We start from the raw sequence: 13,059 nt of genomic DNA, 5'->3' as shown, positions 1-13,059 counted from the left end.
TTATTCGTTTAACATTTGAGCGACTATTTCTTCCTTTTCCGGATAAAAGCTATTACTACCCATTATTAAATTGTTTTTCACGAACACAGCAGGATTCCCTTTAATGAGAATGTTATCACCATTTATAGAAAAGTCACCTGAAACATTTGAGTTACATGACACAATCGAACCATTTGGTAAGATCGTTCCTTTACCGATTGTAGAACGATTACCCACAAATACATCGTTTCCGATAATAACAGGTTTTAACCGGGGATAATACTTGTTTTTTTCTGTATTATAGACAAAATGAAAATCGGTGTCAAATATCTGGCACTCCCAAGACATTCTAAAATCATTTCCTATGGATATTTTCTTGTGACATACGACTTTACTTAGATGGCCAAATTTCACTTTATCAGCTACCGAAAAAACAGCACCTTCTCTAATTAATATTTTTACCCCCGTTTGGCATATAAAAAGACCACCTATTTCGATTGTTCCGCTATTTTTGACAACTAATCTTGAAAATCCATCCTCAATTACAGGGATAGGCTGTGTTCCCAATCGGACAAGAGAAGGTTTTATAGGGCAGTTAAACTTTATTGACCCCAGTTTAATATCCGTGTTCTTGCCAATCACAATAGGAAATTTTAAAGCATCAGAAATAGGGAAATACTTAAAATTAGTATATATTGTTTTCAGGAAATCAACATGCTTTCTGTATCTAAAAAGATAATGGATTCCTTTAGCCTTGTCTTCATCTAAAAGAATTGACAGAATTTTTTCAATCATAACCAATATGGAAGTTAAAATTAATCTACTTATTTTTTTACATTAGTTATTTTACAGCCAACCAGACTCGCTCAATATGTCATGGAAAAGTTTTCCAGTACCATTCAAGCAGCAACTTTTATGATTAGTCCATTCACCGCCGAGAAAATTATCTATAAGCCCAAGATTAATGATTGATTGGGCTTCTATAGAAATGTTTGTATTCTCCTCCAAGTAGTCAGGAAGACTTTTGAGGTCAGGCAAGAATGCTCTGGCTACGACAGAACAGAGCCTGAGCATCTCGTTATTATTGATTCTATTCATTAATCTTGCCTTGTAGATGCTGCCCATAATCATCGCCTTGTTTTCTTCTGTGCTAAGCAGGTGAATCAAATATGCAGAGATGTGTTTATAATTTTCTTGACTCAGGCTAGAATAGAACTGATTCTTGATTTTATCGTCAATGTCTTCTGACACTATGAGAAATTTGGCCAGTTTCTTCGTAAAACACCAGTCTTTGACGTTGATAAAAACCTTCCCAAATTTAAGGAGAGAACCAACATACGGGACATCTTTGTATGTCTCGATAATGTCGGCTGCAACTTCCAACTCCAGTTCCCCATTCTGCTTTATAAAGTCGGCGTCTCTTTTACTTCTTTCTATTTCAAAAATATTCATGAGAATCACTAGTGTCTCTTAATAATTGTAAAGAGATACGTTAATTATTTGAATTACAATATTTATTTTCAAAAAATGCTTGTCGCACATTTGAATCAGCTATCTTAGGGACTGAGCCAAATTGCAATAGCTATGAATATTAAGAAATATGTTTTCAATCAAATGACTTCATTCCTTCTAAAACGCTATTTTGAGCGATATGCTAAGAGATTATCTTCTTTTTGAAGCTTTTGCCTATCACATGGTAAACATGGCTCAACAAAAGCGAATTGACAAGGAGTTCGATTTGAACGGAACTTTTTATGCTTTTGATTCAACAGCAATAGACTTGTGCCTGTCATTGTATGATTGAACCCGATTCAGGAGCACAAAGTCTGGTATCAAAGTCCATACCCAGTTGGATAGCAGCATCTTCGAGTAAAATCCTTTTGGGGAAACTCTGAGAATACAGTCAGAATACAAATATATGTGGCTATCATTATTTATTGTTTGGTAGCCATTATTGAGAGTGTATTAAAACTCAATAGGGACATTTATGAAGTAATGAGGACCTTGGTAGTTCTATACTTGTGAAAGACAATATCAAGGATTTATTTAGCTATGCTGAATACGACATTCTTTATAAAAATGACGGTCAGTTGGAATTGGATTTTACATCATAATGAGCCATATTGAGATGTTTTGCATTTTTTTAAGAGACACTAGTGATATTATCTACTAATTTTGAAGCATACGTATGCATCAAGCAATTTTAATATTCCACATCTTTTTCGCCAATGCCTTGATAGCCTTTTCCATGATTTTTTCTTGACCAGATTTGATTCTTGCCCCCAAACCATTTTTGATAAGCATACAATTGGCAAAGGCATTAGCGTCTATTTCAACCTGTTGGTTTGTATTCTTGTCCATACTATCTTCATCGCCCTCGTTTCTGATATAGTGCAGAAATTCATATTCCCATTGATTGATGACAGCAGGAAGTTCGCTTGATTTTCCTCTTTGCTTGAAATCTGCTATCACTTGATGTTGGTAAAGATGACGAGCTTCATGGCTGAGGATGTATCTCAAATCAAACTCGCAATCACTTCGCAAGCATAGTTCTACCCATTCTTCATTAATATACAAGGTGTTTCCACCCCATTCTGCAGAGTTAAATGCAGAAGGGAATCTGCCGTCATCTATGCAAAAACGTAAGGTGTACAAAGAACTGTCAATATGAAGTTCCTTACACGCTTCGTCAAAGTATTTTTGTATGCGTGTTTTAGTTTCTTGATTTATCATAATCTTCTACATAAAAAATTATCTTCCCACAGTGCCATAGTCCGAACCATCGCCGAGAATCTTCTTGAAACTGGGTAAATCATGGGAATCGATATAATTAGGAATTCTTTTCATGAATTATAATGTATTAGCATTCACCCCGTCCAAGAGCTTTGTCTGGTTATGTTTTATTGAAGAGAAAAGCATTTGCTGATAACGATGACAAGAATGTGTATCTCCCCCCATCCTATCATACATTCCGGCTTTTAACAAATCTTCCGCCTTTTTCTGTACATGCTTTCCATACATACCTGCCAGTGACGGCAGATTCAACTGAAACGAAATATGTTCCTCTTTCAAAGTATTATAGTCTTCCTTCTGCATATATTCATACCGTTCCGGATGTGCCAGCAAAGGATAATAACCTTTCTTTTGAATGCGTTGCAGAACGGACAAAAGATCCATCGGAGGGTTGAAGTAGGAGGTCTCCACCAACAAAAAACGTTTTCCTTCTTCCAAAAGAAGCAAATCCTCTTTCTCCAATCGCTCTTCAAAAAGATTATCAAGCATATATTCCGCAGCAAGCTTCAGCTCCACCGCGCCACGGTACTGCTGCAACAGTTCCCGGAACTTACGCTGCAGCGCAAGGGTCTCGTTGGGGATGTCTTCCATGATGTGGGGTGTGAGCCATACTCTACGAATCCCTTGTTGCTCCATTTCCCGCAAAATTTGCAGAGACTCTTCCATAGATTGTACACCGTCGTCTACTCCGGGAAGCAGGTGACTATGGCAATCCACCATACCTTTGAGTAAGCCACTTCGAGAAAGGACTGTTGTTTTATGAAACAACCACATGATTACTTGGACCTGTCATTGTTTCCATAATAAGAACCGCTTCCATAACCATACTGATAGCCGTAACGATAACCATAACGTCCGCCAGAGCCTTCCGTCCCATTGAGGATTACAGACATATTCTTGTATTTCTTTTCTCGATAGATGTTTTCCAACTCCGGAAGCATGCTGCGTTCCAGCAAGCCTGCACGTACCACAAAAACGGTACGGTCGGCCAGTTTCTCTATGATTTGCGTATCGGCCACCAATTCAACTGGCGGGCAGTCTATCAATACAACATCATATTGCTGCTTTAAGGTATGGATTGCTTTCTGTAGACGGTCATCGAACAACAGTTCGGTCGGGTTGGGGGGGATAGTGCCGACGGGGATGAAACTGAATGAAGGGTGCTGCTCGTTCGTAACAATAATATCCGAAAGTTTGTCGATCTGTCCTCCTAAATAATTACTCAAACCAATTTTGGGCGAATGGATATAAGCTGAAGCAGAGGCATGGCGAAGGTCGCCGTCAATAACCAATACTTTTTTATTTTTGATGGCAAGACTTATGGCTATGTTCATGGTCAAGAACGATTTTCCACTGCCCGGATTGAACGAGGTAACTACAATCACATTGGAGGATTGATCTTTGCCAATCATGAATTCCAGATTGGTACGCAAGACACGAAAAGCCTCATTCATAATATCACGGCTTCCTTCTTTAACCACAATGGTATGTGCCTCATATGATTTTACTCTTTTCTTACCACGTATAGACAAAGGAATCTCTCCGATAAAGGGAACACTTAGGCCATCCAAGTCCTTTCTTCCACGAACACGGGTATTCATGTTCTCACGAATGAAGATGATGACTACCGGTATCAATATACCCAAGGCAAAAGCCACCAGGAAAATGTTCTTCTTTACGGGAGCGGTAGGAATCATGCTTCCTCCAGGTTTTGTTATAATACGGGTATTGTAGGCCGTAAATGCCTGAGAAAGCTCGTTCTCCTCACGTTTTTGTAACAGATATAGGTAAAGTGACTCCTTCACCTTTTGTTGGCGTTCCACGCTAAGCAGGTATTTGGACTGCTTCGGGTTGGAGGCAATCTGCGAAGTTGCCTGTCCCCCAATGGCCTCCAAACTTCTGATTTGTGCACGCAAAGCTACCATTTGGTTGTCAATGGAAGTGATCAAAGCGCTTCGCATATCATCCAACGACTTGTCCATTTCCCTGACTAAGGGGTTCTTGGCACTACTGTGAGACACCAAGCTATTGCGCTCCAATAACTTGGTATTATATTCATTCAGTTGTGTGGCAAGGCTTGCATTTTCAATGCCGGAATTGGCAGGGAGTAACTGATGTTTATTGTTTTCATTGGTCAAATAGTTCTTTATGTATCGGGCCATATATGCCTGGTTGTTCAATTCACGAATTGCGGCATTGGCTTCATTGGCTTGAGTCATATACATATTTGCCGCCGCCTGTACATCCGGCAGCAAATGCTCACTTTTGAAAGAAGATATATCATCATCCACATTGCCAAGCTCACCCTCTATCACACCCAAACGCTCATTGATGAACATGGAGGTACTGACCGCTATCTGATTCTTGTCCCTTACCCAGTTCTCATTGTAAACGGATATAAGGGTATTGAGCACATCTTCCGCCCGTTGGGTGGACACATCCTGAAAAGACAACGTGATGATATTGGACTTCTCATCGTTCTGGGATATATTCAAGCGAGCTGAACAGCCAGCTGATGCCGCAGACAAAGACTGGCGGGTTACATAAATTGTGCTTACCGTTTTATCTGAATAAGCAGCCGATGGAATAACGACAATAGGGCCTAGGGGGCTTTGAATACTGTCATTCAAATTGCCTTTCACAAAACCATCATTTTCTATTTCTGTTCCATTCCGTGTAAAAGAGGATAATTCCACTGCACCATCCTTTGCCAGATGCAGTTCGAAAGTTGCGGATTCATTCTCGGAAAGATTAGGAATCACCACCTGGACAGGAAGTTGGTTTCCATACACAGTCTGTTTATGAAAACGTCCGTCTGTCTGATAATTCATTTCCAAATGCAATCGAGACACCACTTCACGCATGATGTCGGGAGACTTCAAAGTTCCCATCTCGTTATAGACATTGGTGTTGGTCGTAAACAGTCCCAGATCGGAAAAAGACTCCATATCCGTAGAAGAAGATTTCCCTTTGGAATCGTCCTTAATCAAAATAGAGGCAGTTCTGACATATACCGATGGGGTTCTCAACAGATAAAAGGTCGCAACCCCCAAACATAAGGCCAATGAAATGGCAAACCAGTGCCATTTGTCGAGACAGAGGTAAAACAAATCCTGTATGGTAATGAAATCCTGCGTATTTTGTACTGTTGATTTATTCTGAATAGTAGCCATTTCTCTTTTTTATTTAGCGATAAGTACAGCGATGGAGGTCAATAAAGAAGCCAGGGAAATCCAGAAAGAGGTGCTGCGCACATTGTTCCCGTTTACGGTAGACTGACGGGCTTTGGTGGCATTAGGCTCCACATATACCACATCATTCTGTTGCAGATAATAGGCAGGTGAAGTATAAAGATGCTCAGCCGAACAGAGATTGACACCATAAACCCGCTGTTTTCCTTCTTCTTTACGTAATACTAATACCTTTTCTCTCTTTCCGTAAATAGTGAGGTCTCCCGCTTGGCTTAAGGCATCCAGGATTGTAAGGTTATCCTTGTCGATACTAAAACGGCCGGGATTGTTCACTTCACCCATTACGGCTACGCTGAGATTCATATATTCCACCGTAACGACAGGGTCTTTAATCAAATCATGCGACTGTAGCTCTTTCTTAATATAGGCAGCCACCTCTTCACGGGTCATACCGGCTATGTGAATTTCTCCCAATACGGGAAAGTCAATGTTCCCTTTGGAATCTACCGTATAACCGGACACACCACGATTAGAACCGGAAGAGCCCTCCATGCCGATCTGTTGAGAAACAATCGGCAAGTTAAACAGGTTGGTCAGGCGCAAATCCTGGCTGTTGACTAAAATAGACAATTTGTCTTTCGGTTGAATCTTAATCTCTACCGGAGCGGTAAGCGCCAATTCGCTTTCGCCCGGACGTAAATCTTGAAAATAAGTGACTTCTTTTGAAGTTGAGCAAGCTCCTAAAAACAGGAGTAATATTGCCCCAATTAAATTTTTGCAAAAATTCATATTGATATAAAACTATAGTTTCGAATGAGCTATATGGATTCTACGGGTTAACCATAGATTACCCAAGATCCATATAAAGATGTCCAGTATTAAAAGCAAGGTTACATTTATATAACGTGAAAGCAGAATATTGCACAGTGTAAAACAGACAGATACCAGTACAATGGCAATCATAACTGTACGCTGTCTCATGCCAACAGCAAGCATTTTGTGATGGATATGGTTCTTATCTGGCAAAAAGGGATTCTTTCCGTTTCGCACACGGTGCAAATAAACCCGTACCACATCAAAACAGGGAATGATAAGCGGTGAATAGGCTAAAAAGAAAGCATTAGGCTGTTGCATAGAGTGATTTACCGGAAACCCGTCAAGCAGTTTCAGACTTAAAATGCAAGTCATCATACCAATCGTCAAGCTGCCGGTATCACCCATGAATATTTTGTTCTTTTTGGCAGGATCTCCAAATACGTTATAATAGAAAAAGGGGACGAGCACTCCAAGTGTCGCAAAAGCGAGCAGGGCATAAATGTATTCACCTATTATAAAAAACACCAAACCATAAAAAAGCATAGCTACTCCACACAATCCGGAAGCCAATCCGTCTATCCCATCTATCAGATTGATGGCATTGATAATAAATACCACGGCGAATAAGGTAATGGGGTATCCAATCCATTCAGGAAGAGCGTGAATAAACAGCAAACCGTGCAGGTTATTGATCCACAGCCCGCCTGCAATGACCAGTAATCCGCAAATAATCTGTATGGCGAACTTGGCACGGTAACGGATACCAATCAGGTCATCAGCCATCCCAACCAGATAAAGCATTATAATGGTACAGAAGCCGAATGCCAACGGGCGGCTTTCACTGCCGATATTACCAAGAAGCTGACCGTACCCCAACAACATATTGAGTCCCAAAGCAAGTGCCACCGAGAAAAAGACAACCGGTTTGAAGGCTATCCCTCCTAAACGGGGTACTACCCCCTGATGGATCTTCCGTTCATCAGGCACATCAAACAGACGCTTACGAAATGATATCAACAAGATTTGTGGAATCAAGACGCCGGCACAAAATACGCTCAAGGCGAATACAAATAAGGAATTGACAACCCAAAAGGCACTGGGATTGTCCATTACATTCGAAACAACAGTCATAAATATCGTATCAGACAAATTGAATATATTCAGGAAGAACCTCCACCGCAACAGCGAGATAACCCTTTAATTCGACAAGCAAGCGTTTTATCTTGCTGCCTCGTATTTTAAGCAAACAGCCCTCATATCCATTGAGAGAGCCTCCGATAATCCGAATTTTACGTCCGCACATCTGAGGGGTTATCTCTTCCGGCAAATAATATTTGGGTGAATCGGAACTGCTGACGGCTTGTATGAATCTGTCCATTTCCAAATCAGACACAGTCATAGGTTCCCGGAACGTATTCCGCAACCAACGGTATTGAAGCGTTTTGGTTCTTTCCACAATGGAGTCCAAATGCCGACGGGAATCATAAACAAAGAGCAAATCTTGAATGACCGGAACTTTCTCACGTACCTTTTTATCCTTTTGCAAAATGATTTGCCACTTCAAGGGGACAAATACCTTTACACCCGCTTCTTGCAATTGTTTGTATGCCGGCTTTTTAGCATTGCACCGTTTCAAATCACGCATGACATACCATTGTGCGTATTCAGTATTTTCCATCGAAATGCTTTAGTTTAGGCAAATATTACCAATCCTGCTTGATCGATCTATTTACTAATAATCAAGCAGTTATATAATACTTTCCAAAAGTAGGAATCTTTTGTTCCTTTAATCATCCCTTGCATCGCTATTCTAGAAGGCAAGTATTCACTTATACTAAAACATACTACTCTTCTTAAGAGAAGTACATCTATATAATGAACTTGAAAGAGTAGCGATAGTCACTTTATCTTCTTAAGAGAAGTACATCTTTTAGTTATAAAGCGATAATAACTTGATAAACAAAGTCATGTTAGAGGATATATGGGGATGATTGTTTTTCATTTTACGCATTATGTTGAAGATTCTTAAAAATAAGTAGTAAAAAAAAGTTCACTTTATGCCTTGATTTTTAGATTTTTTCGTACTTTTGCAAACGAAATATACTTCTCTTAAGAAGATATGTACCTTTTTCGGTATTTATATAGACATCAAAATGAGACTATTCGCCTTGTCTACAATAGATGTGTCTAAAGAGGCAAGATAAATTCGGGTGGTTTGCTCCGAATCATGTCCCAGTGCCTCACTGATAACAGGCAAAGAAACATTTTTACTTTGAGCGATGCTGGCCCAAGCATGGCGCGCAACATAGGTGGTAAGTGGAATACCTAAACCTATTTGTTTGCCAATGTGTTTCAAATTTCTGTTGATACGGTGCGCTTCATTTTGGTATTGATGCCATTCGTCCACACCATTGTTCTGAATAATTGGTAGCAGGTAGGAAGTTTCAGAGGTATTGTATTTATCAATAAGTTCCTGTATTGGCTTTTCCCATTTGATAAACAATTGCTGATCGGTTTTTTTTCTCCGATAGGTCAGGATTCCATTCTGGAGGTCTTTCTTTTTCAGGAATGCCATATCCACAAAGGACATTCCACGTGTATAAAAACTGAACATAAAGATGTCCCTGGCAAAAATGAGAGACTTTTTATTAAGATCTAAATCCCGTATTCTTCGAATCACGCTGAGGGAAACCGCCCGTTTCTTTGTTTTGTCTATGCCGGTATAGACATGCTTGAAGGGATTTCGTTGAACAACAAGCCCTTCACTCACGGCCCGGTTATAAATGGCCCTGAGGTTACGCATATAATACGAACTGGTATTCGGACAGACACCGGTTCCTTTGAGCCAGCTTTCATAGGTTATCATCTGATTGGAATCCAGTTCATCCAATGGGATATCGCCCCGGTGTCCCCGAAACCGCTCAAAACTGTTCAAGGCATTCTGATAGGTGCCGGCTGTGCGTACCTTACCTATCTGCCTCAATTCTACCAGCAGTTCTTTTCCATATAAAAGGAAAGTGCAATTCCCTTCAGGAGCAGTGTAAAGTTCTATTATACGGTCCACAGTGAAAGGAGTGTCTTCCTGATTCAATCGGTTGATGCATTTCTTTATTCGGAAAAGGTCTTTATCAATTTGATTTTTTAATGCGGCAAGATAGCTTTTTCGGCCTTCTCCACTTCCTGCCGAGACATTGATTTCACCGGAAGCAGAAATCCACTCACTTGGAAACAGTTTGTAACCGGTGCGGATATGCCGTACTTTACAATGATGAATTATTTGATAATGAACCGTTCCCTCTTTAAGGATAACGGATGAAGGACTGAATTTTACTTTTACACTAGTCATAAACAATCAATTATTAGTTTAACATATGGAATAAAAACAGGAAGTAATTCAAAAAACTTCAAGCTGTTATGTATATCTCCAGCTAAACTATTCTTGATTGATAAAAGACGCTTTAATTATTTTTATCTAAAGCATTGTATTGAGTAATATGACATAATATGATAAAGTAAAAGACCGCGTTCTGTATATTGCGTGAAGACTTGAAACGGAGTGTCAGAGCCAATGCAAAGAATATCTTGCCATATAGAAAATGGAAAACTCAAAATGGAGAGGCTGTTTCCTGAACTCTTTCCATTCAAGCGAAAGAATTTATAACTGCTGACCTGTCTATATGATTATCGGGTTCACTTTCATCGTGTCCAGGTTCAGGTACAATCCGTTATGCTCGATCACTCCGTTTCGGAACATCTTCCATAGGATGCCGCATCCGAGTTGTGCCAGTGTGGAGTTAATAAACAGGTCCTGTCTTTCCAACGCTTCAGCCAGCGAACAACTCGGGCCGGAATCGGTTTCCTTCACTCTCGCGTATTTCACCATGCGGGTGATGACTTTTAGCGAATTGACGGTTTCATAAAGTTTGGACGTCGGCTGTTTGATTTTCTTCGGTACGGTACCCAGCACGACTTGCCCCGTGGTCTGCGTGTTTCCGAAATCCATCCAGTACAAGGGGGTCTCGTAAGTGCAGTATGTCGGTTGCGGCAAAGCCCTCAACAGATTCCACAAGTCGATCCGTGACTTGATGTTATCGGTACAGGTAATCGTGATATTGGCCAGGTTGTCCCGTCTGGTATCCTTCAATACTGCCGGATAGATGTCCGCTTGCGCCTTCCAGTCATTCCCGAAAAAGTTGTTTATCCGGGTGACGAGGCATTGTGCCTTGTTCTGTCCCAGGTCGGACGGTCCGAAAAGCTGGCGACCGATGTTGGCTTCCGTCACGGTGTCGGGGTCATACAGTGTAACGAACAGTCCCGGGTGTCCGAGTCCCCTCAGAGCTGTGTCAAGACGTGCCAGGCAGGTGAGTACCTGCGACCCGGTTCCTCCCGCTCCGATCAGGTTTACCGTTACCGGATGCTGCGGACTCATCAGGTAACTGTCGGTATAATGTACTCTTTTCATGTCAGTATGTCTTTAAGTTTCATATTGTTCAACGGTTTCAACTCTTTGAGGTCGAATGGTTTGTTCCTGGCCGCTTTCGTTACTAGCACAAGGTTCGACCGGGTCGGATTTCCGTTGCCTCCCAAGTGCGAAAACTCCGTCAGCCAGAATTTCTTTTCCCAGTATTGCAGCAGGCTTTCGTATGTCAGGTCCTTTGGCAAGTCTATATTGGCAGAGCCCAGGCATACGCTGGAGCCGGTCACGTTGAAGAACGGCGCGACATATAGCATCGTATCCTTGCCGGGCATGTCATCCTTGTAAGCATATATCCTCATCCCATGTTCCCCCGCCTCGTAAATCACTCCCGGCAGGTTGTATTCCGCATTTTCTATTTTGAGGTCGGAGCTGAAGAACATCATCCGCTTATGCGGGGGATTGTACCATACATACCGCTCGCGGCCCTTGCGTGAATCGCAATAGATCAGGCTGGACGGTACTTTTCCGTAAGGCGTGCTGCTATGCCTTTCCGAATATCCCTTTACAAGCCCGTTCATGAATTCCAGGGTCACAGGCCTGCCTTCCGCCATATTCCCCCGATCATCTATGTCCCGTATCTCCAAAAAAAAGTTCTTGTTATCCTCCGAGGCGTAGGCAATCAGTGCCGCCTTGGGGATAAGCAGGTTCTTCAAAGTCCTTGTAAGTTCGTTTGTTTCCATCATAGTGTTCAAATTATTATGTTGATGAATTTGTCCGCCCATTTGAAGAAGCGTTCCGGATAGTCATCCATGCGGAACAGCTTTTCCGTTTCGGGAGACAGGTCGAGTGTCGTAACCGGTATGATGTCGTAAGTCTCCCTACTGTGGGAATTGTAACAATCCACGAGGTAATCCGTCACCATATCGTAACTGTCATAGATCACACGTATCTGTTGGTAGAGGTACATGGGGTGGAACTCCGGTTCTTTCTCATAAAAGGGATCGTAGCTGTATTCCATGATGCCACGTTCCGGTGACAGGAATTGCAGCCCCTCCTTCATGGCGGAGACCAGTGACCGTTCGTAGTCGTTCCGGGCTTTATACCTGTCAAGTGCCTTCGGCAGGTTCTTGTAGTAACACTTGCATTCCACCCTTTGGAGCAGCCTCTTTATTCTGCCGTTCTCGTAGGAGCGCAGGAGTCTCAGTCGTTTTTTCCTTTCCTCCGGAGTCTCTTCCGGTACTTCCTCTGAAATCCAGGTCAGGACATATTCCGTGTCGTCCTCATCCAGAACGGTCTGTATTCCGTTTGCCTTCATCAATTCATGGATGAACGTGATGGAGATACGTCTCAATTCCGATCCGAGAGCCTCCACGAACTTCATCGGGAAATAATACAGTGTCAGTTTTCCCCAATGATGGGCTTTCCAGAGCTTGAACAGCAACCGTCCGTCTTGCTCTTCGATATTGACGTTCAGCCCCTCACCGACAAGGGCATCCATCTCCTCGTGCAGCCTTGCGATCCCTTCCCCGAACGTCCGGCCCGGGGTATGTACCGCCTCCTTCTCCATCAGATAGGCATATCTGAAGAAGGAGTCACGCAGGAACCCGTAGTTGTCCCGCGTGATGAGATTGTGCCTTTTCCCGTCGGAATCTTCCACGACAAGACTCGGCAAAGGTTTTGGCTGAAACGTGGTGTTCAGAAAAGAGGAACGGCACCCCTCGGTGCCGTAATCCTTTCTTTCCTGTCCGTACCGTAACGGATATTGCGTACGGTCTGTCCGATGATGAGCCTTGCAAGCCGTTCCACCTGCTGTTCGTCCAATGGTACACATGATTTCTTCTGTTTTTTATTGTCCTTTCCCAT

The 13,059-nt window shown here is 42.0% G+C and carries 13 protein-coding genes; 1 reads left to right on the top strand and 12 read right to left on the bottom strand.

The features are described from left to right. Both INE92_RS13030 and INE92_RS13025 read right to left on the bottom strand, forming a co-directional pair. On the bottom strand, positions 1-774 hold the full coding sequence (locus INE92_RS13030; protein WP_008777784.1) for an LbetaH domain-containing protein: 774 nt from the start codon (positions 772-774) through the stop codon (positions 1-3). Between the two features lie 51 nt (positions 775-825). Next, positions 826-1,431, bottom strand: a complete 606-nt coding sequence (locus tag INE92_RS13025; protein ID WP_034530103.1) for a hypothetical protein — start codon at positions 1,429-1,431, stop codon at positions 826-828. Between the two features lie 199 nt (positions 1,432-1,630). Here INE92_RS13025 and INE92_RS13020 point away from each other — a divergent pair, with 199 nt between their 5' ends. Further along, a complete protein-coding gene (locus INE92_RS13020) occupies positions 1,631-1,783 on the top strand; it encodes a hypothetical protein (RefSeq protein ID WP_200800551.1) in 153 nt (50 codons plus the stop codon). Positions 1,784-2,172: 389 nt separating this feature from the next. Here the strand turns inward: INE92_RS13020 and INE92_RS13015 are convergent, their stop codons facing one another. The 10 genes from INE92_RS13015 to INE92_RS12970 all read right to left on the bottom strand — a co-directional run bounded on the left by INE92_RS13015 (position 2,173) and on the right by INE92_RS12970 (position 13,027). Then, positions 2,173-2,712 (bottom strand): hypothetical protein, encoded by a 540-nt coding sequence (locus INE92_RS13015; RefSeq protein ID WP_008777786.1) that lies wholly within the window; start codon positions 2,710-2,712, stop codon positions 2,173-2,175. Positions 2,713-2,829: 117 nt separating this feature from the next. Next, a complete protein-coding gene (locus tag INE92_RS13010) occupies positions 2,830-3,546 on the bottom strand; it encodes a tyrosine-protein phosphatase (RefSeq protein ID WP_008777787.1) in 717 nt (238 codons plus the stop codon). 2 nt (positions 3,547-3,548) lie between these two features. Beyond that, positions 3,549-5,945 (bottom strand): GumC family protein, encoded by a 2,397-nt coding sequence (locus tag INE92_RS13005; protein ID WP_008777788.1) that lies wholly within the window; start codon positions 5,943-5,945, stop codon positions 3,549-3,551. Positions 5,946-5,954: 9 nt separating this feature from the next. Next, positions 5,955-6,752, bottom strand: a complete 798-nt coding sequence (locus tag INE92_RS13000; RefSeq protein ID WP_008777789.1) for a polysaccharide biosynthesis/export family protein — start codon at positions 6,750-6,752, stop codon at positions 5,955-5,957. Between the two features lie 12 nt (positions 6,753-6,764). Next, positions 6,765-7,910 carry an MraY family glycosyltransferase gene (locus tag INE92_RS12995; RefSeq protein WP_008777790.1) on the bottom strand — a complete coding sequence of 382 codons (1,146 nt, stop codon included), beginning with the start codon at positions 7,908-7,910 and terminating at the stop codon, positions 6,765-6,767. Between the two features lie 10 nt (positions 7,911-7,920). Continuing rightward, positions 7,921-8,457, bottom strand: coding sequence for a UpxY family transcription antiterminator (locus tag INE92_RS12990; RefSeq protein ID WP_008777791.1), 537 nt, complete (start codon positions 8,455-8,457; stop codon positions 7,921-7,923). 459 nt (positions 8,458-8,916) lie between these two features. Next, the gene (locus tag INE92_RS12985; protein WP_212702047.1) at positions 8,917-10,125 is read right to left on the bottom strand and encodes a tyrosine-type recombinase/integrase; all 1,209 of its coding nucleotides are present in this window, start codon (positions 10,123-10,125) and stop codon (positions 8,917-8,919) included. Between the two features lie 327 nt (positions 10,126-10,452). Next, a complete protein-coding gene (locus INE92_RS12980) occupies positions 10,453-11,241 on the bottom strand; it encodes a PRTRC system ThiF family protein (RefSeq protein ID WP_008777793.1) in 789 nt (262 codons plus the stop codon). Then, entirely contained in the window at positions 11,238-11,939 is a 702-nt protein-coding gene (locus INE92_RS12975) for a prokaryotic E2 ligase family D protein (protein WP_034530108.1), read from the bottom strand. Before INE92_RS12975 ends, INE92_RS12980 begins: the two co-directional genes overlap by 4 nt. A 5-nt stretch (positions 11,940-11,944) precedes the next feature. Beyond that, complete coding sequence (locus INE92_RS12970; RefSeq protein ID WP_008777795.1) at positions 11,945-13,027, bottom strand: hypothetical protein; 1,083 nt, start codon at positions 13,025-13,027, stop codon at positions 11,945-11,947. Between the last annotated feature and the right edge of the window lie 32 nt (positions 13,028-13,059).

Origin of the sequence: Bacteroides xylanisolvens (genome assembly GCF_018289135.1) — a bacterium.
In the GTDB taxonomy this organism is placed as follows: Bacteria; Bacteroidota; Bacteroidia; order Bacteroidales; family Bacteroidaceae; genus Bacteroides; species Bacteroides xylanisolvens.
This window is presented reverse-complemented; position numbering and strand designations above follow the sequence as displayed.

Excerpts from the sequence above, each read along its gene's own strand:
- INE92_RS13030 (WP_008777784.1), bottom strand. The coding sequence starts at position 774 with ATGATTGAAAAAATTCTGTCAATTCTTTTAGATGAAGACAAGGCTAAA.
- INE92_RS13025 (WP_034530103.1), bottom strand. The coding sequence starts at position 1,431 with ATGAATATTTTTGAAATAGAAAGAAGTAAAAGAGACGCCGACTTTATA.
- INE92_RS13020 (WP_200800551.1), top strand. The coding sequence starts at position 1,631 with ATGCTAAGAGATTATCTTCTTTTTGAAGCTTTTGCCTATCACATGGTA.
- INE92_RS13015 (WP_008777786.1), bottom strand. The coding sequence starts at position 2,712 with ATGATAAATCAAGAAACTAAAACACGCATACAAAAATACTTTGACGAA.
- INE92_RS13010 (WP_008777787.1), bottom strand. The coding sequence starts at position 3,546 with ATGTGGTTGTTTCATAAAACAACAGTCCTTTCTCGAAGTGGCTTACTC.
- INE92_RS13005 (WP_008777788.1), bottom strand. The coding sequence starts at position 5,945 with ATGGCTACTATTCAGAATAAATCAACAGTACAAAATACGCAGGATTTC.
- INE92_RS13000 (WP_008777789.1), bottom strand. The coding sequence starts at position 6,752 with ATGAATTTTTGCAAAAATTTAATTGGGGCAATATTACTCCTGTTTTTA.
- INE92_RS12995 (WP_008777790.1), bottom strand. The coding sequence starts at position 7,910 with ATGACTGTTGTTTCGAATGTAATGGACAATCCCAGTGCCTTTTGGGTT.
- INE92_RS12990 (WP_008777791.1), bottom strand. The coding sequence starts at position 8,457 with ATGGAAAATACTGAATACGCACAATGGTATGTCATGCGTGATTTGAAA.
- INE92_RS12985 (WP_212702047.1), bottom strand. The coding sequence starts at position 10,125 with ATGACTAGTGTAAAAGTAAAATTCAGTCCTTCATCCGTTATCCTTAAA.
- INE92_RS12980 (WP_008777793.1), bottom strand. The coding sequence starts at position 11,241 with ATGAAAAGAGTACATTATACCGACAGTTACCTGATGAGTCCGCAGCAT.
- INE92_RS12975 (WP_034530108.1), bottom strand. The coding sequence starts at position 11,939 with ATGATGGAAACAAACGAACTTACAAGGACTTTGAAGAACCTGCTTATC.
- INE92_RS12970 (WP_008777795.1), bottom strand. The coding sequence starts at position 13,027 with ATGTGTACCATTGGACGAACAGCAGGTGGAACGGCTTGCAAGGCTCAT.